The 22,195-nt window shown below is 45.4% G+C and carries 21 protein-coding genes and 1 pseudogene; 4 read left to right on the top strand and 18 right to left on the bottom strand.

Features of this window, described 5'->3' with window-relative positions; all coding sequences use genetic code 11:
- Positions 1 to 2: 2 nt before the first annotated feature.
- Positions 3 to 944, bottom strand: coding sequence for an ACP S-malonyltransferase (gene fabD / locus B5D50_RS03990; protein WP_078921293.1), 942 nt, complete (start codon positions 942 to 944; stop codon positions 3 to 5).
- Positions 945 to 1,124: 180 nt separating this feature from the next.
- Here fabD and infA point away from each other — a divergent pair, with 180 nt between their 5' ends.
- Positions 1,125 to 1,343 (top strand): translation initiation factor IF-1, encoded by a 219-nt coding sequence (gene infA, locus B5D50_RS03985; RefSeq protein WP_078921292.1) that lies wholly within the window; start codon positions 1,125 to 1,127, stop codon positions 1,341 to 1,343.
- Between the two features lie 35 nt (positions 1,344 to 1,378).
- Here infA and clpA read toward each other — a convergent pair whose 3' ends face one another.
- From clpA to icd, 3 genes are all read right to left on the bottom strand, one after another.
- Positions 1,379 to 3,670, bottom strand: coding sequence for an ATP-dependent Clp protease ATP-binding subunit ClpA (gene clpA / locus B5D50_RS03980; protein WP_078921291.1), 2,292 nt, complete (start codon positions 3,668 to 3,670; stop codon positions 1,379 to 1,381).
- A 13-nt stretch (positions 3,671 to 3,683) separates the two neighbouring features.
- Positions 3,684 to 4,013, bottom strand: a complete 330-nt coding sequence (clpS, locus tag B5D50_RS03975) for an ATP-dependent Clp protease adapter ClpS (protein WP_078921290.1) — start codon at positions 4,011 to 4,013, stop codon at positions 3,684 to 3,686.
- A 318-nt stretch (positions 4,014 to 4,331) separates the two neighbouring features.
- Entirely contained in the window at positions 4,332 to 5,585 is a 1,254-nt protein-coding gene (icd, locus tag B5D50_RS03970) for an NADP-dependent isocitrate dehydrogenase (RefSeq protein WP_078921289.1), read from the bottom strand.
- 168 nt (positions 5,586 to 5,753) lie between these two features.
- Here icd and B5D50_RS03965 point away from each other — a divergent pair, with 168 nt between their 5' ends.
- The 3 genes from B5D50_RS03965 to hflD all read left to right on the top strand — a co-directional run bounded on the left by B5D50_RS03965 (position 5,754) and on the right by hflD (position 8,019).
- On the top strand, positions 5,754 to 6,203 hold the full coding sequence (locus tag B5D50_RS03965; protein WP_078921288.1) for an NUDIX hydrolase: 450 nt from the start codon (positions 5,754 to 5,756) through the stop codon (positions 6,201 to 6,203).
- On the top strand, positions 6,200 to 7,294 hold the full coding sequence (gene mnmA, locus B5D50_RS03960; protein ID WP_078921287.1) for a tRNA 2-thiouridine(34) synthase MnmA: 1,095 nt from the start codon (positions 6,200 to 6,202) through the stop codon (positions 7,292 to 7,294). The genes B5D50_RS03965 and mnmA overlap by 4 nt, the downstream gene beginning before the upstream one ends.
- Before the next feature lie 77 nt (positions 7,295 to 7,371).
- On the top strand, positions 7,372 to 8,019 hold the full coding sequence (hflD, locus tag B5D50_RS03955) for a high frequency lysogenization protein HflD (RefSeq protein ID WP_078921286.1): 648 nt from the start codon (positions 7,372 to 7,374) through the stop codon (positions 8,017 to 8,019).
- Positions 8,020 to 8,117: 98 nt separating this feature from the next.
- Here hflD and B5D50_RS03950 read toward each other — a convergent pair whose 3' ends face one another.
- The 14 genes and pseudogenes from B5D50_RS03950 to B5D50_RS03885 all read right to left on the bottom strand — a co-directional run.
- Positions 8,118 to 8,498 (bottom strand): DUF1850 domain-containing protein, encoded by a 381-nt coding sequence (locus tag B5D50_RS03950; RefSeq protein ID WP_078921285.1) that lies wholly within the window; start codon positions 8,496 to 8,498, stop codon positions 8,118 to 8,120.
- Between the two features lies 1 nt (position 8,499).
- Positions 8,500 to 10,566, bottom strand: a complete 2,067-nt coding sequence (locus tag B5D50_RS03945) for a TRAP transporter permease (RefSeq protein ID WP_078921284.1) — start codon at positions 10,564 to 10,566, stop codon at positions 8,500 to 8,502.
- Between the two features lie 87 nt (positions 10,567 to 10,653).
- Positions 10,654 to 11,564: pseudogene (locus B5D50_RS03940) on the bottom strand (TAXI family TRAP transporter solute-binding subunit).
- Positions 11,565 to 11,746: 182 nt separating this feature from the next.
- On the bottom strand, positions 11,747 to 12,439 hold the full coding sequence (gene pyrF / locus B5D50_RS03935; RefSeq protein ID WP_078921283.1) for an orotidine-5'-phosphate decarboxylase: 693 nt from the start codon (positions 12,437 to 12,439) through the stop codon (positions 11,747 to 11,749).
- A gap of 30 nt (positions 12,440 to 12,469) precedes the next feature.
- The gene (locus B5D50_RS03930) at positions 12,470 to 13,615 is read right to left on the bottom strand and encodes a tetratricopeptide repeat protein (RefSeq protein ID WP_078921282.1); all 1,146 of its coding nucleotides are present in this window, start codon (positions 13,613 to 13,615) and stop codon (positions 12,470 to 12,472) included.
- Positions 13,616 to 13,698: 83 nt separating this feature from the next.
- Entirely contained in the window at positions 13,699 to 14,004 is a 306-nt protein-coding gene (locus B5D50_RS03925; RefSeq protein ID WP_078921281.1) for an integration host factor subunit beta, read from the bottom strand.
- A gap of 178 nt (positions 14,005 to 14,182) precedes the next feature.
- Entirely contained in the window at positions 14,183 to 15,844 is a 1,662-nt protein-coding gene (gene rpsA, locus B5D50_RS03920) for a 30S ribosomal protein S1 (RefSeq protein ID WP_078921280.1), read from the bottom strand.
- Positions 15,845 to 15,961: 117 nt separating this feature from the next.
- Positions 15,962 to 16,615 carry a (d)CMP kinase gene (gene cmk, locus B5D50_RS03915; protein ID WP_078921279.1) on the bottom strand — a complete coding sequence of 218 codons (654 nt, stop codon included), beginning with the start codon at positions 16,613 to 16,615 and terminating at the stop codon, positions 15,962 to 15,964.
- Entirely contained in the window at positions 16,605 to 17,927 is a 1,323-nt protein-coding gene (gene aroA, locus B5D50_RS03910; protein ID WP_078921278.1) for a 3-phosphoshikimate 1-carboxyvinyltransferase, read from the bottom strand. The genes cmk and aroA overlap by 11 nt, the downstream gene beginning before the upstream one ends.
- Before the next feature lies 1 nt (position 17,928).
- Positions 17,929 to 18,819 carry a prephenate dehydrogenase gene (locus B5D50_RS03905; RefSeq protein ID WP_078921277.1) on the bottom strand — a complete coding sequence of 297 codons (891 nt, stop codon included), beginning with the start codon at positions 18,817 to 18,819 and terminating at the stop codon, positions 17,929 to 17,931.
- The gene (gene hisC / locus B5D50_RS03900; protein ID WP_078921276.1) at positions 18,816 to 19,946 is read right to left on the bottom strand and encodes a histidinol-phosphate transaminase; all 1,131 of its coding nucleotides are present in this window, start codon (positions 19,944 to 19,946) and stop codon (positions 18,816 to 18,818) included. Before hisC ends, B5D50_RS03905 begins: the two co-directional genes overlap by 4 nt.
- A 98-nt stretch (positions 19,947 to 20,044) precedes the next feature.
- Positions 20,045 to 20,929, bottom strand: coding sequence for a formyltetrahydrofolate deformylase (gene purU, locus B5D50_RS03895; protein ID WP_078921275.1), 885 nt, complete (start codon positions 20,927 to 20,929; stop codon positions 20,045 to 20,047).
- A gap of 233 nt (positions 20,930 to 21,162) precedes the next feature.
- Positions 21,163 to 21,747, bottom strand: coding sequence for a hypothetical protein (locus tag B5D50_RS03890; protein WP_078921274.1), 585 nt, complete (start codon positions 21,745 to 21,747; stop codon positions 21,163 to 21,165).
- Between the two features lie 242 nt (positions 21,748 to 21,989).
- Positions 21,990 to 22,195: transposase family protein (locus B5D50_RS03885; protein ID WP_143594243.1), on the bottom strand; the 206-nt coding region annotated here is incomplete at its 5' end.

Genomic DNA, 22,195 nt, shown 5'->3' with positions numbered 1-22,195 from the left:
ACTTAACTCCCCTGACACAATTTCAAAGCAGCCTCTAGGCTGGCATGATCACTAATACAGATCGCATCCATCCGCCGCTCAATCCGCCGATTTAAGCCGGTTAACACTTTACCTGGTCCAAACTCAAGCATCACCTTCGCTGCATACTGGCTTTGTAGCTGTCGAATCGTCGTGACCCAACGCACAGGACGATACAGTTGCTCAGCTAAGGCCGTTTGCATTGACTCAATATCCGTTCTAGCTAAACCGTCTACATTGTGCAATACCGCTAATTTTCCGGTATGAAACCGACTCGCTGCTAAAGATGTCTCTAATTGGCGAGCCGCTGACTTCATTAAACTACAATGTGAAGGTACACTCACAGCCAATTTTACTATTTTTTTAGCCCCAAGCTGAGTGGCCACTTCAAGAGCACGCTCAACAGCAGCGGTATTACCGGCAATGACCACTTGCTCTGGGGCGTTAAAATTGACAGCCTCGACGATTTCATCTTGAGCCGCTTGCTCACAAGCAGTGATCACTTGCTCATCAGTTAAGCCTAAGATAGCTGCCATTGAGCCGAGGCCTTCTGGAACAGCGGCTTGCATCAATTGGGCGCGCTTAGCCACCAAAGCCACGGCGGTAGGGAATTCTAAGACCTCAGCAGCGACCAAGGCCGAATACTCACCCAAGCTATGCCCTGCCACTGCGACAGGCAGGCAACCACCTTGGGCTTGCCATACGCGCCACACTGCGACACCTGCCGCTAACATTAAAGGTTGGGTAATTTCAGTACTATTTAAAGCACTTTCATCCGTACCTTGTGCTAATTGCCAAAGATCACGCTCTATTATGGAAGAGGCTTGCTCAAAAGTTTCCCTAACGATGGGAAAAGAAGTTGCTAATTCAGCAAGCATACCCAATGACTGAGACCCTTGCCCAGGGAATAGCCCTGCTATTGCCATGACTAACTCCAGAATAAAAGAAGAGAAATGGTTGCCCAATGGATAAATTGGCGTCTATGCTAATAGAATTTGACAAGCAAATCACGCAGCTTGACAAAAAGAACTTGTCATCTGCCAGAATGGCAGGATAATACGCGCTTCACTGAAATTTTTGCAGCTTAACACTGTAGCAAAGGAATTATGGCGAGAGAAGATTATATTGAAATGGAAGGGACTGTCATTGACACCCTACCGAATACCACGTTTCGAGTAAAGCTAGATAATGACCATATTGTGATGGCACATATTTCGGGTCGCATGCGGAAAAACTATATTCGTATTTTGACAGGTGATCGTGTAACTGTTCAACTTACGCCTTATGATTTAACCAAAGGCCGTATCAGCTATCGCAGTAAATAAGGCTAGGAGTCTCAACTCCCAGCCTTCAAGCTGGCTTAGATAGCCGCCGCTTCAGTCGCTTCATAGTTTAGCGCTAAAGTATCGTTCTCCACGGATACCTCAACCCGCCCACCGTTGGCTAACTCTCCGAACAATAAAGCATCCGCTAATGGGCGCTTAATATGCTCTTGGATGACGCGTTCCATTGGGCGCGCCCCCATGAGTGGGTCATAGCCTTTTTCAGCGAGCCAATCACGCGCTGCTTCATCGACCAACAAAGTGACGCCTTTTTGCTGTAACTGTACTTCTAACTTAATCACGAACTTATCGACAACCGAGCGAATCACCGTATCCGTTAAGGCATTAAATTGAATAATTCCATCTAAGCGATTACGGAACTCAGGGGTAAAAATGCGCTTGACCGCCTCCATCGCATCACTGATGTGATCCTGCTTAGTAAAGCCCAGTGATTTACGGCTAATATTTTCTGCCCCTGCATTACTGGTCATCACGAGAATGACATTCCGAAAATCAATTTTACGGCCATTGGTATCGGTTAAAGTGCCATGATCCATGACTTGCAATAGCAAGTTGAAAACATCAGGGTGGGCTTTCTCAATTTCGTCTAACAGCAAGACTGAGTGTGGATGCTTATTGACCGCATCCGTCAAGAGACCACCTTCATCATAACCAACATAGCCCGGAGGTGCGCCAATCAAACGTGAAACTGTATGACGCTCCATGTACTCGGACATATCAAAGCGCAGCATCTCTACGCCCATCCGCAAGGCTAATTGTTTAGTCACCTCGGTTTTACCAACCCCAGTCGGCCCTGCGAATAAGAAAGAGCCAATCGGTTTAGTTTCATCGCGTAAGCCAGAACGTGCCATTTTAATCGCTGAAGTCAGCTGTTCAATCGCTGATTCTTGACCAAAAATCACCATTTTTAGATCCCGCTCCAAATTCTTCAACATATCCATATCGGAGCTAGAAACGGTTTTGGGTGGAATCCGCGCAATCTTTGCAACAATTTCCTCAATATCAGTAACTGAAATCGTTTTCTTCCGATTGGCAGTCGGTTTCAAGCGGCGATTCGCGCCCGCTTCATCAATGACATCAATGGCTTTATCGGGTAAATGCCGATCATTGATATAACGTGCAGCTAATTCAGCAGCCGCTTTCAGCGCTGGCATCGTGTATTTAACCTGATGATGATCCTCAAAACGGGAGCGTAAACCTTTTAAAATTTCATAGGTTTCCTCGACACTCGGCTCATTCACATCAATTTTCTGGAAACGCCGAGCCAAGGCACGATCTTTCTCAAAAACACTGTTGTACTCTTGAAAGGTCGTCGAACCGATACATTTCAATTCCCCCGAAGATAGAACGGGTTTAATGAGATTGGAAGCATCCATTGTGCCGCCAGAGGTTGCACCGGCACCAATGATAGTGTGAATCTCATCAATGAACAGCACTGCATGCGGTTCCTCTTTGATTTGCTGAATCACGGCTTTTAAACGCTTTTCAAAGTCGCCCCGGTATTTAGTGCCTGCTAGTAATGAACCCATATCGAGCGAGTAAATCACTGCATTCGCTAAAATCTCAGGTACCTCACCATCAACAATCCGCTTAGCCAAACCTTCAGCAATCGCTGTCTTGCCAACCCCAGCTTCACCTACCAGCAAAGGATTGTTTTTACGCCGCCGGCATAAGACTTGCACCGTGCGCTCAATTTCATTATCCCGCCCAATCAAAGGGTCGATGCGGCCTTCTAACGCGAGTTGATTGAGATTGCTAGCGAACTGATCCAGCGGCTTCTGCTTGCCTTCGCTTAATTCAGTATCTTGCTGTTCGCCATTATTGCCAGAGGAATCCATATTATTGCCCTCATCGTTATCACGCCTGCCAATGTGTTCGTCTTTACGAATACCGTGAGAGAGAAAATTGACTATATCGAGTCGTGCTACATCACGCTGCGATAAGAAAAACACGGCATGCGACTCAGGTTCACCAAAAATGGCGACTAAAATAGCATCACCCGTGACCTCACCTTTACGTGATGATTGTGCACTATAAACAGCTCGATGAATCACGCGCTGAAAACCTAAGGTCGGTTGTACATCACGTTGATCACTTGCAGGTAATATTGGCGTATTTTCATCAATAAAGGTTTCCAGCTCGCGCCGTAAGCTTGGCATATCGACACCACAAGCTTTTAAGGCTATTGAGGCACTTGGGTTATCCAACATGGCCAATAATAAATGCTCAACTGTAACAAATTCGTGGTGGCGCTCCCGAGCATTGCGAAACAGCGTATTGATTGATTCTTCCACTTCAGCGCTTAACATAATTTTACGTCCCTTATGCCTCTTCCATCGTACAGAGTAGCGGATGCTGATTCTCACGTGAATAGCGGTTTACTTGAGCGACTTTGGTCTCTGCGATGTCACGTGTATAAACTCCACAAACTCCCTTGCCACGGGTGTGGACGTGTAACATAACGCGAGTTGCGGTTTCATGATCTAACCTAAAAAAGATTTGCAACACGTCAATCACAAAGTCCATGGGTGTGAAGTCATCGTTTAAAAGTATAACTTTAAAACGTGCGGGTTCCTTCACCTTCGGACGGCTGTCCTGTACCGCTACACCAGAATCATGCTCACCTGAACCTTGCTTGTCTTTGCCTGCCATTAAAAATGCAACTCCGAATTAACCTAGTTCACAGTTAAGCTTAGCGAGTGATGAGCTAGTTAACTGAATTCATTAGCCCTTGTCATTATTCCTGACTTAGGCTTGGGTATTTGTTCATTATTGGGATGAAAGTCAGAAAGTAAAGTGGGGAAAGATAAATAGCACTTGAATCGCTAAAGAGGTGGCTGAACCTTGAGAATAGTGCGGTTAATCACACTATTCTCAAGGAGAAGAGAAGTACCTTATACCTTAAGTATTGAAGTACTCATTACAATAGCCGTATCAATATGATGATCCATCAGGCGTTCACGCCTATTTTCACATATGCTCAATGATATTATCACCAAATTCTGAGCAACTGACTTCTTCAGCCGTATCAATCAAGCGTGCAAAGTCAAAGGTCACCCGCCCTGAGGCAATCGCACCTTCCACGCCTTTAATCACTAAATCAGCAGCCTCTACCCATCCCATATGACGTAGCATCATCTCTGCTGACAAGATCAGCGAGCTTGGGTTCACTCTATCTTGGCCAGCGAAAGTCGGGGCTGTACCATGAGTGGCTTCAAACATCGCAACAGTATCAGACATATTCGCACCGGGGGCGATACCAATCCCGCCAACCTGTGCGGCGAGTGCGTCTGAAATATAATCACCATTCAAATTCAAGGTCGCTACCACCGAATATTCTTCAGGGCGCAACAAGATTTGCTGGAGAAAATTATCAGCGATCACATCTTTAATGATAATTTCGCTGCCCGTTCTGGGGTTTTTGAATGAACACCACGGTCCACCCTTGATTTCAACTGCACCAAATTCTTCTTTGGCCAGCTCATAACCCCAAGTTTTGAAGCCACCCTCGGTAAATTTCATAATATTACCTTTATGCACTAAGGTCATCGAAGGTAAGTCATTATCCACCGTATATTGAATCGCTTTACGCACTAAGCGCTTAGTGCCCTCGGAAGAAACAGGCTTGACACCAATACCAGAAGTTTCTGGAAAGCGGATTTTAGTCACACCCATTTCATGGATTAAAAAATCAATCACTTTCTTTGCTTCGGCCGAATCTGCGCTCCATTCAATCCCTGCATAAATATCTTCGGCGTTTTCGCGGAAGATCACCATATTGGTCTTTTCAGGTTCACGTACTGGGCTTGGCGTACCCGGATAGTAACGCACAGGGCGTAAACAGACATATAAGTCTAAATCTTGGCGTAATTTCACATTCAAAGAGCGGATCCCACCACCGACGGGCGTCGTTAATGGTCCTTTGATTGAGACTACAAAGTCTTTAACAGCTTTAATAGTCTCTTCAGGTAGCCAAATATCCTCGCCATAGATAGTATTGGCCTTTTCGCCCGCATAGATTTCCATCCATTGGATCTGGCGCTTGCCGCCATAAGCACGCTCCACTGCAGTGTCGATGACCTTGATCATCACGGGGGTAATGTCCACCCCGATGCCATCGCCTTCAACGAAAGGAATAATCGGTTGATCGGGAACACTGAGTGAAAAATCGGGATTAGTCGTAATTTTCTGACCGCTAGTTGGCACTTTAATGTGTTTATACATTGACTTAAAGTTCTCCTGAATTATTTGATTTCCCAAGCGCGCCTGCATTATAAAACAATCTCTGCCTGAAGGGGCAGCATTTCTCAGTGTCTGTTGGGGCTAAAAACGCTAGAATTGAGGGATGAACAGTGATTACCTGATTAACCAAGTAACTAGGAAACTGAAGTCATGGTCTGGAAACCCCGAGTGGTAGTCGCCAGTGTTATCGAGCAAGCAGGCCGTTTTTTGTTGGTCGAAGAAATCATCAACGGGGTGCAGGTAATTAATCAACCTGCAGGCCATCTTGAGTACGGTGAAAGTTTGATCGAAGCGGTTAAGCGTGAAACCTTAGAAGAAACCGGTTATCGTTTTGAGCCGACGGCGCTATTAGGCGTGTTGATGCTGAACTCTGACGACCCTGAGCGAGTTTATCTACGCTTCACCTTTACCGGCCAACTGTTGGAGAAGGTCGCTAATTATCAGACAGATAGTGATATTATTGCTACACACTGGCTGACCCCTGCTGAAATTCTAGCGCATCCACGGCTGAGTCCGCGTAGTGATTTGGTTTTTCAAGCCATCCATCTTTATCAATCAGGGCAACGTTTGCCCTTAGACAGTTTAGTATTTACTCGATGAAACCGCGTGTCATAGTGGGCTTATCAGGGGGCGTGGATTCCTCTGTGGCTGCTTTATTATTATTAGAACAAGGCTATCAAGTCGAAGGCTTGTTCATGAAGAATTGGGAAGAGGACGATACCGCAGAGTATTGTTCAGCCGCCGTTGATTTAGCTGATGCGCAATCAGTGGCTGATCAACTCGATATTCGTTTGCATACAGTGAATTTTGCCAGTGAATATTGGGAGCAGGTTTTCACTTATTTTCTGCAGGAATACCAAGCCGGGCGTACCCCTAATCCTGATATTATGTGTAATAAAGAAATCAAGTTTAAAGCTTTTTTAGAGTTTGCTTTAGACATGGGGGCTGAGTTCATTGCCACTGGGCATTATGCACGCACACAGAGGTTAGCGAATGGTTCGATCCAAATGCTCAAGGGAGTGGATGAGAATAAAGATCAAACCTATTTTCTCTACACCTTACAACAAGCTCAATTGCAACATAGCTTGTTCCCGATTGGGCATTTACCTAAAACTCAAGTACGTCAACTCGCTGAAAGCCGAGGCTTGAGCACTGCACGAAAAAAAGACAGTACGGGTATTTGTTTTATTGGGGAACGTAAATTTCGGGATTTTCTACAACGGTTTTTACCCGCACAACCCGGCGTCATTGTTAGCCATGATGGAAGGGCTTTAGGTGAGCATCATGGCTTGATGTATTATACCCTAGGGCAACGTCAAGGCTTGGGCATTGGTGGGCGTAAGGATGCCTCTGAAGCTCCTTGGTTTGTGATTGAAAAAAACTTAGAGAGCAATGAATTAGTCGTTGCCCAAGGTAATCAGAATGACTTTTTGTTGAACGCTTTATTGTGGGCTAGCCAATTACATTGGGTAGCGGGGCAAGCTCCTGATAAAAGTTTTCACTGTCAAGCGCGTATTCGCCACCGTCAAGCTCTACAAAATTGCTGTGTTGAGTTAGTCGGTGATTTAACCAAAGTCTGCTTTGAACAAGCACAACGCGCTATTACTCCCGGGCAGTCGATCGTGTTTTATCAAGATGAAATATGTTTAGGGGGCGGGGTTATTGATGCAATGCAGGTTAAATGTCCTTAAATCTACCTCACTCTACTTGATCTTTTTAAGATTTAATTATATCTATCTTTTTCCCTACCCAACTCCAGATAAGAACTGTGCAAGCCAATAATAGAAACCGAACGCTCGCTCTCGCTGCTTTATTTCAAAGTGTGGAGGGTGTTAACCAAATCGCCACAACAGGTCAGGTGAATACCGAGTTACTGACTCAAGGTGTTAATAGCTTACTCATGGAAAGTCCTAATGAGCTTGAGGATTTATACGGTGGTATCACTGGCTTAAAAACGGGCTTAGAGGTTTTATTGCACCAACTAGGTGCAGCTCGTCTTACTCCAGAAGGTAAACCTAAAAATCTAGAAGCTACCCGCTATGCGGTCAACTTGCTCTATCTTGAGAAGAAATTAACGAACGACCAAACAACTTTTCGTACTGTTTTGCAAGGGATTGAATCTGCACAACAACAGCTCGAATTTTTCCCACTGACCCACCCTAATATGGTGGCACGCCTAGCTGAACTTTATACCCAGACCATTAGTAAAATTGGTCCACGGATTATTATTAAAGGCGAGCAGCAGCATCTAGCCAATCCTGATAATGCGGCCAAAATTCGAGTTTTGCTATTGGCTGGTATCCGTGCCGCTTTATTGTGGCGTCAAGCGGGCGGTGACCGCTGGAAATTACTGTTTTCACGCGGCAAGCTGCAAGCAGAAGCTCATCAGTTATTAAAATCAGCTAAGACTTGGTAGTTTTTTAGAGGTTTTTTAATTTTAGTTAAGATGGTTTTTAAAGTTATTTAATTTTACATAACATAAAATATAAGAATTATAGGGACAAAACAACACCATCAACTCGGCAAGGCGCTACAACTCCATAACTTAATCGCTTCGGTAGGTTCTTGGGCTAAATCGAGGCAATAAGCAAAACCATCCTCGATACATAAGCGCCAGCCACTACTCGTTGCGCCTGAAGCAGCTAATACTAATTCCTGCTGAGGTGCTAACTTCGGTTGCCACTCCCACCAACCCTGCCGCAGGATCGCGCCTTCTCCAGGTTCCATCCCTGCCCCAGAACCTTTGACTCGCGCAGTTAATAAACTCAAACCGGCCGCATTGACTTGCCAATCCTCTTGCCAAGTCACTTTTTCAACTGAATGCGTCCAACTAAGATTGAAAGAAGTAGCCACCAATAGTATTGTTTTGCCCGCCGCCGCCACACATAAACTCATATCAAATCTTGACAGTCGATTTGCCTTGTTTGAACCAAAGCCAAATCGTGAACAATGCCGTCAATACCAAGCCAATTTCATCAGTAATCGGCAAAGCAGCCACTAAGAAAAATGCAGCCAGCAATGCCCACAAACGCTCAGCCCAATTCAACCGAGTACGCCAATAACCAATGACTGCAAATCCCCACAATCCAATCGCCAATACCGCCTTCAAAACAATATAAGCGACACTGATTACATGGCCTTCTTGCAACATTAAGGCTGGCGAATAGACCGCCATGAACGGTACGACAAACCCCGCTGCAGCGACTTTAATGGCTTCGATTGAAATACTAAGACCGTTGGCTTTTGCGATCGGGGCGGCGGCAAAACAGGCTAAGGCAACTGGTGGAGTCAAATCGGCCAGAATACCAAAATAAAATACAAACATGTGGCTGACGATTAAAGGAACACCCAGCTCTAATAAAGCAGGCCCTGCAATCGAAGCCGTAATAATATAATTAGGAATCGTCGGAATCCCCATCCCTAGGATCAAACAAGTTAGCATGGTTAGCAATAAAGATAGAAATAGGCTCTGATCCCCGACTGAAACAATAAACTGCCCAAACGTATTGGCTGCTCCTGTCAAAGTCATCGTACCAATCACAATCCCAACGATGGCACAGGCAATTCCCACAGGTAGTGCCGTTTTAGCGCCTTCTGCTAAAGAATCAAGACAGATACCGAGGGTTTTTCGCCCCCCTTTAGTCCATGCATTCCAAGCAATTAAGAGCAAAATGGTGACTGCGACTACCTTGATACCCCATTCAAAAAAAGCAGCTGTGGTTAGTCCAAGGCCGATCCAAAAAATAATTCGAATCACACCTGCAGGTAAACTTAAAGCAATCGAACCACCTAAAATTAGCATCACGGTTAAAGCCAAACCCACAGTGCCTGCAAATAAGGGGGTATAACCAGAAAAGAGTAAAATAATTAAACCGATCAGAGGCAAAGTCAAAAACCATTGTGAGCGAATCGCTTGCCAAGCGGAAGGTAACTCACTCTTAGCCACGCCCTGTAAACCATGTCGGCCTGCTTCTAAATGTACAATCCAAAAAGCCGCTAGATAATAAAGGATAGCTGGAATAATCGCCGCTTTGACAATTTCGTAATACTCCACCCCTAAGGTTTCGGCCATGATAAAGGCCACTGCTCCCATCACAGGTGGCATTAATTGCCCACCCATCGAAGCCGTTGCTTCCACGCCCCCAGCAAAAGCGGAGCGATAACCGAATTTTTTCATGAGCGGAATCGTAAATTGCCCAGTAGTCACTACATTGGCGACTCCTGAACCTGAAATAGTCCCCATTAAAGCCGATGAAAACACAGCAACTTTAGCGGGGCCACCTTGCAAATGCCCGACTAAGCCTAAAGAAACATCCGTAAACAACTTAATCATGCCGGCTTTTTCTAAGAAGGCACCGAATAGAATAAATAGAAAAATATAAGAGGAAGAAACAAAAATCGGGATACCATAAATGCCTTCAGTACCATAGGCCATGTGATCAATGACTTGGGCAAAATCATAACCACGATGATTCAGTGGTGCAGGCAAATACTCACCGAATAAGCAATAAGACAAAAATAACCCTGCAATCAAAGGAAGTGCAGGTCCCATACTTAGCCAAGTCGCTAGGAAGATCAACGCTAATGAAATCACACCGATCCCAATATCTCTAGGCAAAGGATCACCGGCACGAGTCAGCAAGGCAGTGTATTCAAGGGTCTGATAGCAAGCTACTGCAACTCCAGCTGCCGCTAATAACCAAGCCACCCTTATCCAAGTACCAGACACTCTGCGTGCATGCGCCACTAAAGGGAAAATCAGTAATAATAAAAAGCCAACATGCACAGCTCTGATAATTTGACTCGGTAGGTCAATCAAATGCGCAGCGGTTAGCACTTGAAACGCTGAAAACGCAACTGCAAACCAAAACAACAGCCGACCTTGCTGATTCGGTGGAAAAGTCGTTTCTAAAGGATGATCAATCAGGGAATTAGCCGGAAGTGCTGGAGCAGTATGCTGCATGGTGACCTCTCCGTTTCAAGCAAAAGAAGAGCTAGGATCAACTAGCTCTTCTGAGAGCGTGGCCTTAATAGCCTAAGGTCTTAGGTCTTACATTAAGCCTTTTTCTTTATAGAACTTTTCAGCACCCGGATGCAAAGGAATTGGCATCCCTTCGAGTGCTTTTTCCAACTTAATGTCTTTAGCCGCTTTGTGAGCAGCTTCCATTTCAGCTAGATTTTCAAACATAAGCTTGGTCATTTGATAAGCCATTTCATCCGAAACTTCAGCATGAGTGACTAAATAATTAATCACCGCCACCGTCTCAACCGCCTGCTCTTGGCCTTGATAAGTACCTGCAGGAATGCTACTAGCAATATAAGGCGCACCTAGTTTAGCCGCTATATCAGCAGGCACAGCCACAAGATTGACCTCAAATGAGGTTGATAAATCTTTGAGTGAAGCCACACCTAAACCCGCCGACTGTAAAGTCGAGTCAAGTTGACGATTTTTAATCAGCTCGACGGACTCAGCAAAAGGTAAATATTCTGTTTTGGCTAAATCACCATAAGCCATCCCTGCTGCTGCAAAAATAGCCCGAGCATTTAACTCTGTCCCGGATTTTGCCGCCCCCACAGACAAACTTTTACCTTTCAAGTCAGCTAAGGAATTTATCTTCGCCTCTTTAGCCGCCACAATTTGGATATAGTTTGGATAGACGGCCGCCAAACCCCGTAATTTATCCAGCTTGCCTTTAAAACCTGCATCCGTGTACCCTCCCAAGCAAGTTTCACAGAATCCCCCAAGGCTAGAGCAATTTCACCTTTACCTTGCTGCAATAAATTGAGGTTTTCTACGGAAGCTTTCGTTGCTTGAACTTGAGTACGCACCTCAGGAATTTTTTCACCATAAATTTTGGCTAGAGCCACCCCTAATGGGTAATAAACCCCGGAAGTTCCCCCCGTCAATACATTGATGAATTGCTCAGCCTGAGCAGGTAAGGCGCTTAAACTTAAAGTCATAGCGACTGCGCTAGTTAATAAAGTTTTACGCATAGATAAAGCTAAGTTCATAAATATCCTCCTCCAGAATAAACCAGCTAGCTAAGGCTCTTTACCGAGTATGGTCAAGAGAACTTGATGCTTGCATAGTAGCAGTGCAATCAGGCCAATGACTAGTCATGACTCATTTTCAACTCTGGTCTTCACTCTGCTAAATCTTGGTTAATTGCCTTAATTACTGCAAGCGGTGTTTTAGACTGTGTAATCGGCCGCCCCACTACCACATAATCAACCCCCAACTGCCGCGCTGCCAAAGGCGTAAGAATACGAGTTTGATCATCGGATTGACTACCTAAGGGACGAATCCCCGGAGTCACTAATAAAAACTCACCGCCACATTGCTGCTTAAGCTGCTGAGCCTCTTGAGCCGAACAAACCACTCCATCTAACCCACAAGCTTGTGTCAGAGCTGCTAGGTGACTGACTTGCTCAAACGGCGCTTGACTAATATTTAATTTCGCTAATTGCGCTTGATCCATCGAAGTCAATACGGTGACTGCAATCAGCTTCGGTGGCTTTACTAAACCAGCGATAGACTCCCGAGCCGCCAACATCATCTTATCCCCACCCAAGGCATGCACATTAAGCATCCACACACCGAGCTTAGCTGCGGATTGACAGGCTGCCGCGACGGTATTGGGAATATCATGGAATTTTAAATCGAGAAAGACTTCAAAACCTTGATCCACCAGTTTACGCACGAAGTCGGGGCCTGCGGCAACAAATAATTCAAAACCAACCTTTAACTTAGCATCCTGTGGAGCAAGCTGCTGAGTAAAATTCAGGGCTAACTCTGCAGAAGCAAAATCTAAAGCAATAATTAATCGACTGCTCACCAATCACTCCTTTCTAATTCGTAAATCGACTCACTGGCTCTGCACCGAGTCCCAATGATGACAGGCCGGACAGCGCCACACATATTCATGTAATTTATACCCACAATTTGCACATTGAAAGCGTGGCAACGTACTTGCGAGCCGCCCTAAGGCTAAACTTACCTCAGCTAAAATCGGTTGGGTTTCAGAGCTAGTCTCATGAGTCAAATAACGGGCGGCACAAGCAATGGTCTGTACATTGCCCACATCCTGCTGCAAATGTTGATGCATCAAAGGGATTAAACTCCGGCCCTGCCCTATTTCTTGTGCAATCGCCGCCAAGGAAGGTAACATTTTAGCATCCGGTGCACGTCGATACTCGGTACTCACCACTTCATACAATTGCTGCAATTCAAGCGTTTGGGTGAACACTGTGAGCAGGCGTTTAACCAATGAGGTCAATAAGCGTTGATCATAGATCAAAGCTTGGCGGAAATAGCTTAAAGCAGCTCGCCGCTCACCTCGAGCTAAAGCCAGCTCAGCTAACAAAGTTTGTACACGGGCAGATTGCGGATAAATACTCAAAGCTTTTTTTAGCTTTTCATCGGCTTGAAATAATTGCTTTTTAACTAATAACTCTTCTACTTGTTCACATAAGTAATGTGCCATTAACTGAGTACGCTCGGCCTTATCGACCACTGAGCATTCTGTTAATTCGAAGGCTTGTTCCCACTCATGTAATTGCTCATAAATACGCCGTAATGGCATACAGGCAGCGGTGTTTTTTGGATAGGTTTTTAATAATTCATTAAATACACTTTCTGCTCGATCCAATAAACCTGCCGCAAAAAAATCCTCGCCTAAGGCTAACATAGCAGCTTGACGTTGTGTATTCGTTAAATCAGGCCGCGCTACTAAGTGCTGATGCAAGCGCAAAGCGCGGTTCACTTCTCCACGATTGCGAAACATTTTCCCCAAAGCGAGAAAGGTTTCTGCGGCTTGGGCATCCAGACTTGGTGCTTCTAAAAAAATATCTAAGGCCTTATCAGGCTCCTCATTCAATAGAAAATTAATCCCCTGTACAAAACGGGTAGAAACTTCATTCGAATTGTTTTGATTAGAACGATTTTTTTTATAGGCGGTGCGCCAACCCGAATAGAAAGCCAAGGGTAATAAAAGAAAGAGAATTTCTAACATATCTCTAACATATATAAATAACTAAGGAGGCTAAAAAGCCTCCTAAGGAGTAAAGAAATACAGCGCTAGGTAACAAGAAAAAATTAGTCTTGGATAACATGATGTTGACGTGAGGTATTCACACGCTCGCGTAATTCCTTACCCGGCTTGAAATGAGGTACAAATTTAGGGGGTAAGCTGACTTGATCACCCGTTTTAGGATTGCGCCCTTTACGCGCCGTCCGGTGGTGCAAGGAAAAACTACCAAAGCCCCGAATTTCAATCCGCCCACCTGAAGATAAAGTTTCACTCATCGACTCTAACAATAATTTAATTGCAAGTTCGACATCTTTACTACTGAGGTGACTTTGTTTACGGGTGAGAATATCAATGATTTCAGATTTGGTCATCCGTTACGCTCCTGAAGCTTATTTATCTGAATTTGAAATTTTATAATTCTAGCGGGGAATGCAGGTAATTGCACTGGAATTAAAACCTAAACTTGCAATTACCTAGCATCTGGAATAAAGGTCTTCCTTGACCTAAGTTATTTTATTCCATTCTAAGGAGCAGAAAGATTAATTATAATTAATCACTCATTTGCTCTTTAAAAATATCACCTAATGAAGTTGAAGCAGAACCCTTAGTATACTCTTTCATCGTGCGGGCTTCTTCTTCATTTTCTTTAGCTTTAATAGACAGGTTAATCGCACGAGTTTTACGATCTACACCCATAAATTTAGCTTCGATTTCATCGCCTTCATTTAATAAAGTACGCGCATCTTCTACACGATCACGTGATAACTCAGAAGCTCGTAAAATACCTTCGATGCCTTCGCCTAAATCAATGCGTGCTGATTTCGCAGTCACTTCAACGACTTTACCTTTAACAAAGCTACCTTTGGCATGTGCAGCTACAAAATTGGAGAACGGATCTTGCTCCATTTGCTTAATACCCAGAGAAATACGCTCACGCTCTGGATCAACGGCTAAGACCACCGCCTCGACTTCATCACCTTTCTTATAGCTACGGACAGCTTCTTCGCCCGGTGCGTTCCAAGAAATATCCGACAAATGCACTAAGCCATCAATACCACCATCTAAACCGATGAAGATACCGAAGTCAGTGATCGACTTGATCTTGCCAGAAACTTTATCACCTTTGTTATGCGAAGTCGCAAACTCATCCCAAGGATTCGCTTGACATTGCTTCATACCCAAAGAAATACGACGGCGATCCGCATCAATGTCGAGGATCATGACTTCAACTTCATCACCCAAAGTCACAACTTTAGCTGGGTTAACGTTTTTGTTGGTCCAATCCATTTCAGAGACGTGGACTAAGCCTTCAACGCCATCTTCAATCTCAACGAAACAACCATAGTCAGTTAAGTTGCTCACTTTACCGAACAGACGGGTTTCGCGTGGGTAACGACGCACTAAATCTTGCCATGGATCTTCGCCTAATTGCTTCAAGCCCAAAGATACACGGTTTTTATCTTTATCGAACTTAAGAACCTTAACTTCAATTTCATCACCGATATTAACCACTTCAGAAGGATGCTTAACACGCTTCCAAGCCATATCTGTAATGTGTAATAGACCGTCAATGCCACCTAAGTCAAGGAAAGCACCATAATCAGTGAGGTTTTTAACCACACCTTTAACCGCTTGACCTTCTTGGAGATTATCCAATAAAGCTTCGCGTTCTGCGCTGTACTCTTCTTCAACTACCGCACGGCGAGAAACCACAACATTATTACGCTTTTGATCCAATTTGATCAGTTTGAACTCGAGCTCTTTACCTTCTAAATAAGCCGTGTCACGCACTGGACGCACATCGACCAAAGAACCCGGTAAGAAAGCACGAATATCACTTAATTCAACCGTAAAGCCACCTTTGACTTTGCCAGTAATAATACCGGTAACAATCTCATCATTTTTAAAGGCTTCATCAAGAATTTCCCAAGCGCGCATCCGCCGAGCTTTTTCACGCGACAAGCGTGTCTCACCAAAGCCATCTTCAACTGTATCTAAAGCAACTTCAACTAAGTCGCCCACTTGAACAGTGACTTCACCACGTTCGTTTTTGAACTGCTCAGCCGGAATGACCCCTTCCGACTTTAGGCCAGCGCTGACAATAATGAAATCAGGGCGTACATCAATAACCGTCGCGTTAACCAAGGAACCCGGTTTCATCTGGGTGTAAGATAGGCTCTCTTCAAACAGCTCTGCAAAACTTTCAGTCATGAATCCATTTACCTGTAAATTTAAAATGTTCACCACAACGATCCTGTTATGATGGGCAAAAATAAAAAGCCCGGACAATCCTTGTCTGGGCCTCTGCATAGTTTTTCCAGCGCAGGTCTAATAAGACTGCAAAATCAAACTCAACACTTCTTCAGGACTGAGCTGACTACTGTCAATGATTAAGGCATCATCGGCTGGACGCAAGGGGGCTATCGGGCGATTACTATCGCGTTCATCACGCTCTTTAATCTCCCTAATAAGGGCGGCGATATTAGCATAAATTCCTTGCTCGCTCAACTGTTTAAGCCGTCTTTGCGCCCGGATCTCGGGGCTAGCGGTTAAAAATACCTTAAGCTTAGCATCAGGGAAAACAACCGTCCCCATATCACGCCCATCCGCGACTAATCCTGGGGCTTGGCGAAAAGCGCGCTGCTGATCTATTAAGGCGGCTCGCACGGCCGGTAAAGTAGAAATCCGTGAAGTAGCATCCGCAACCACTGGAGTACGAATCGCCAGACTGACCTCTTGATGATTCCGCCAAACTTTGCCGTCGGTAAAGCGCATCGCTAAGCTTTGAATCAAATTAACTAAGGCCGTCTCATCCTCTAAATCCAGCTTAGCCTCTAAAGCAGCGTGAGCGGCGACACGATAAATCGCCCCACTATCCAATAAAAACCAGCCTAATTGCTTAGCCAGCAAAGCAGCTATCGTCCCCTTACCTGAACCTGCTGGGCCATCAATCGTGATCACAGGAGCTTGCTTATTCTCCATCCGTAGTGATTCCTAAACCTGCTTGTTGGGCAAGCGTAACAAAACCCGGAAAAGAGGTATTCACCGTAGCACAATCATGAATCAATATTGGGCTAGTCGCACCTAAACCTGCAATCGCAAACGACATTGCAATCCGATGATCATTATGGCTGGTCACATGACCACCGCTGAGCTGCCCCCCTTGAATAATGATCCCATCAGGTGTCGGTTGCGCCTGTATCCCACAAGCCTGTAAACCATCCGCCATCACCTGAATTCGATCACTTTCTTTGACCCGTAACTCCTCAGCACCCGTCAAAACCGTTTCCCCTGTCGCACACGAAGCTGCAACAAATAACACAGGAAATTCATCAATCGCCAGTGGCACCAGTTCTTCTGGAATACGGATTCCTTGTAGTTTCGCTGAGCGCACCCGAATATCTGCCACTGGCTCACCACCCACTTCCCGCAGATTCAATAGCTCTAAATTCGCGCCCATTAAGCGTAAAATATCAATCACCCCGGTACGGGTTGGATTCATACCCACATGCTCAATCATTAAATCTGAGCCTTCGGCAATACTCGCACCGACCATGAAAAAAGCGGCCGAGGAAATATCAGAGGGAACATCAATCGCGGTCGCTGTCAGCTTGCCCCCCCCTTCTAGGCTAATCCGATTACCCTCTGTGTGAACCGTATAGCCAAACCCCCGCAGCATACGTTCAGTATGATCACGAGTAGGAGCAGGTTCAGTGACCGAGGTTTCACCTTCAGCATATAAACCTGCTAATAATAAAGCAGACTTTACTTGTGCACTGGCCATCGGCATCGCATAGTGAATACCTTTAAGCGTACTGCCACCGTGCACCTCTAAAGGTGGAGTCCCCTGTTCGGTAGCATCAATCCGTGCACCCATCAATGCTAAAGGCACTGTCACGCGCTTCATCGGGCGCTTAGACAGCGAGCTATCGCCCGTCATGCGTACATCAAAGGTCTGCCCACTCATCAGACCGGACATTAAGCGCATCGAAGTCCCCGAATTACCCATCTCTAAATCTGTATCGGGCGCGGTTAAACCCCGCAAGCCGACACCATGAATCGTGAGATTGCCATCCTCACTCGGACCTTCAATTTGCACCCCCATCGTCCGAAAAGCCTGCAGGGTACACAGGCAGTCTTCACCTTGTAAGAAACCACTGACTTGAGTAATCCCTTCCGCTAAAGAACCGAGCATAATTGAGCGATGGGAAATAGATTTATCGCCGGGCACACGAATCCGCCCTGTTAACTTGCCACCGGGTTGCACTAGAAAACGAAGATTTTGATGACTCACGTTAAGGTTGTCCTGCTGATTGAAGGGGTTCAAAACGAGCAATATAGTTATCGCGGGCTTGTTTAGCCTTGGTCATCCGCTGATACAAGGCGTCGCCATGCTGTTCACGGATGAGCTTGGCAAACTCACTCAGATTGGTTTGCAAAGCTTGAATCATACTGAGAATGGCTTCGTCATTATAAAGACAAATATCGCGCCACATGACCGGATCACTGGAAGCTATACGGGTGAAATCACGAAAGCCACCTGCTGCATAACGCAAAATATCTTCCTGCTGAGGCATATTCAGCAAAGTATCCACTAAAGAAAAAGCCAAGACATGCGGTAAATGGCTGGTCGCTGCTAAGACTTGATCATGCAAATCAACGGGCATTTGCTCAACCATCGCCCCCGTCACTTCCCACATGGCTGCAACGGCTGCTAAAGCCTTGGGGTCAGTGTTTTGAGTGGGAGTTAAGATCACTCGTCGCCCTTGATACAAATCAGCGACTGCCGCGTCTACACCACTTTTCTCACGGCCTGCAACCGGATGGCCGGGCACAAATTGAGTATAGTCCGCCCCCATCACCTCACGGACTTGTCCAACAATCGAGCCTTTAGTGCTACCTGCATCGGTTAGAATACAGTTGGCGGGCAAGGCCTCTTTAATCTGTTCTAAGACTGCTTGCATCGCCCCCATCGGTACTGCGAGCAACACCATATCTGCATCGCGCACAGCAGCTTGGGCATCTAAGGTATAACTGTCAATCACGCCTAATTTCATGGCTTTTTGCAGATTTTCGGTATTGCGACCACAACCGACAATCTGCTTACAGTAATTGGCTTCCCGCAAGGCCAAGGCTAATGAGCCACCAATTAAGCCGACCCCAAAAATCACTAGTTTATTAATCACGCCGCCAGCACCCTCTTCAAGGCGTCAATACAACGCTGATTTTGTGGTTCAGTACCGATCGTAATCCGTAAATGCTGTGGCAAACCATAAGCAGCAATCGGGCGGACAATCACCCCTTCACGCAGCAAAGCGGCATAGATCGGTGCAGCTGGACGCTGCATATTCAGGGTAATGAAATTCCCAACAGTAGGCATATATTCCCAATGATGCGCCTCACAAGCCGCCAACCATTGCTTTAAACCTGCTTGATTGGTAGCCACACTACTTTGCAAAAACTCATCATCATCCAAAGCTGCGGTGGCTGCTGCTAGCGCTAAAGCATTCACATTAAAGGGTTGGCGGACTCGATTTAAAATATCCGCGATTTCTGCACTCGAGGCTGCATAGCCGACTCTTAACCCCGCCAAACCATAAATCTTTGAAAAGGTGCGGGTCACAATCAAGTTCGGGAATTGCGCTAGCCAAGCTAAAGCATTTGGAAACTCAGCATCTTGAACATATTCCGTATAAGCCTCATCAATGACAACGATCACCCGCTGAGGGACTTGCTCAAGGAAATTCAATAAATCTGCTTTGGCTAACCAAGTACCCGTGGGATTATTCGGATTGGCGATAAAAATTAATTGCGTATTATCCTGAATCTTCGCTAATACCTTAGTCAGATCATGCCCATAAGGCATGCTGGCATGCTCGGGTGGATGGGCTTTAGCCATGAGCAACTCAGCCCCTGTCGCCTGAATCACGATGGGATAAACTGCGAAAGCAAACTCAGAGCAAACTGCTGAACGCCCTTGGGTCAGAAAAGCCCGTGCAATTAACTCTAAGACATCATTAGAGCCATTGCCTAAGGTAATTTGCTGACTGTCTAAGCCAAACTTGCTTGCCAAAGCGGCTTTTAAGCGATAACCGCTCCCATCAGGATAAAGCTCTAAAGCCTTTAAGGGTTGAGCCAAAGCAGCCAAGGCTTTAGGGCTAGTTCCCAGCGGATTTTCATTAGAGGCCAGTTTGAGAATATGGCTAATACCCAATTCACGCTCTAATTCTTCAATCGGTTTACCGGGTTGATAAGGCGATAAAGCCTGCACACCTGCTAAGGCAAGGCTTTGATAATTAATTGTTGCTGGCATGATGCTCACGATCTGCATTAATCAGGCCAGCATTCAATCATATTAAAAGCGACTTTGCCAGCCTCAAACTGTACTGGCAAACCGAGACTCGCCTGAGTTTATTTAAAGATGACGGTTTTATTCCCATCTAAAAACACGCGATGCTCAACATGCAGTTTCACGGCTCTTGACAGTGCAATCGTTTCTGTATCCCGCCCAACTGCGACTAAAGCCTCGGGTGAATACGAGTGATCCACCACTTGCACAGCCTGTTCAATAATAGGGCCTTCATCTAAATCAGCGGTCACATAGTGTGCCGTTGCCCCAATCAATTTCACACCACGCTCATAGGCCTGATGATAAGGTTTCGCCCCCTTAAAGCCGGGTAAAAAAGAGTGATGAATATTAATGGCGCGCCCGCGCAGCTCACGACACAAACTATCAGAGAGGATTTGCATATAACGCGCTAACACGACTAACTCGGTACCAGTTTGCTCAATAATTTCCATTAAGCGCACTTCTTGCTCTAACTTATTTTCTTTGGTGACCGGCAGATAAATAAAGCGTAAGCCCTCACGCTCAGCCATCGGCCTTAAATCCAGATGATTCGATACCACCGCAGTAATCTGCATAGGTAATTCACCTTTATGATGCCGATATAAAAGATCATCAAAGCAATGGTCGAATTTACTCACCATAATCAAGACTTTGACAGGTTGTGCAGTACTATGGATCGACCAGTCAATCCCAAAACGCTCAGACACTGGCCTTAAGGCTTCGCGTATATCTACTAATGTACTCGTACCGATCTGAACTTGCGCATGAGCGCGCATAAAAAAGCGCCCACTTTCACGATCATCAAACTGTGCCATCTCATTCAGATAGCAACCTTGCTCAAATAAAACGGAAGTAACCGCTGCCACGATACCGCGAGCGGCCTCGCAGCTAGCGCGTAGAATAAAGGAAGCCGCTGCAGCTTCTTGCTTATATTTATCAATACTCATGATCTAGTGACTCTGCTGTCTGCTGTGATTGCCATCAGTTTCATTAATCTTGATTGACTAGTCAATCAATAGTTAAAGCTTAGCTAAACCTTATTAAAACTCAACTGCAGACTAGCAAGTTCTAGACAAGCTGCAAGCTTAGCAGACGAAATCTCTTGCTTTATTTGCAAGCTTTTTACCTTGATTTTGCTTGGTTTTGCTAGAAACTTGCTAAATCAGCGCGTTTTTTGAATTTATTCCATTTTTTTGAAATCAATACCCTCAGCATAAGCTGCCATCTCATCGGCACTGACTTTTTCACCTTTCACGGTAACCATATATTGATTGGCAACCGCAAATTGATAGTCACCACCTTGATTAGCTGCATCATAAGTAGAAATCGCTTTTTGCCCCGCCACTTTTTCCAGCTTCCCCCCCGAAGAAGTCGCAAACATCGGGTTAGCAAACAAGGCCATCATCCCTTGCAGCATGGGCGAATCGGTCACAATTTGAATACTGATCGAGCTATCCCCTTTCGTGTAGCGCTTTTCAACCGTGATCCCACCTCCAAACATCGCCGCCCCGACCGCAGTCGATTCAGCCGCGTTAGCTGTCCAACCTGAGAGCGGCTGGGGTAGCAGCTGTTCTAAATTTTTGGCCTTAGCTTGTTGAATCAATTGCACCGCGTAATTCAAACTTTCAATCGCTTTTGCATTATCACCTTTGGCATAAGCCTCTGAGGCTTCTTGAATGGAATCAGTGACATCATCGGCGTGCAACGGAGTAAATACAGTGGCTAAGCTGAATAAAACTACGGTCATTAATTGGCGTTTTAACATAGTAAGCTCCTCGCATAGCTTATTGATTATTCATGGATGCTCGTGAATTTACGGGTAAATCTCAGCATAGTGTGCCAGTTTCAGACTTGCTTCAACTAATTCCAGACTAAGCTGATTTATGCTATAAACCATTAAATTTAATCCATATAGATCTTAAGGCTTTATTGCACTATGTTTTTTGATGCCATTCTGACACGCTCTGCGACCATGCAAGCTATTTAATAGACCTCTTGCGAAAATAATTATCCCCCAATCATCCGATTAACAAGAGCGGCGATCAACCGTAAGCGTAGCTCAAACCGTCGTCGCCGTCCTCGGTAAACCCCCTTCAGAATCCGAAAAATTTTCAGTGAGCGAATCCGATGCTCCACCTTGACCCGAACCTTGGCCAACCGCTGATTGAACTCCATTTGCTCCGGCTCTAAGTCTCGACCCGGCGGCTTTTTGA

This window comes from Thiothrix eikelboomii (assembly GCF_900167255.1).
GTDB classification, from domain to species: domain Bacteria; phylum Pseudomonadota; class Gammaproteobacteria; order Thiotrichales; family Thiotrichaceae; genus Thiolinea; species Thiolinea eikelboomii.
This window is presented reverse-complemented; position numbering and strand designations above follow the sequence as displayed.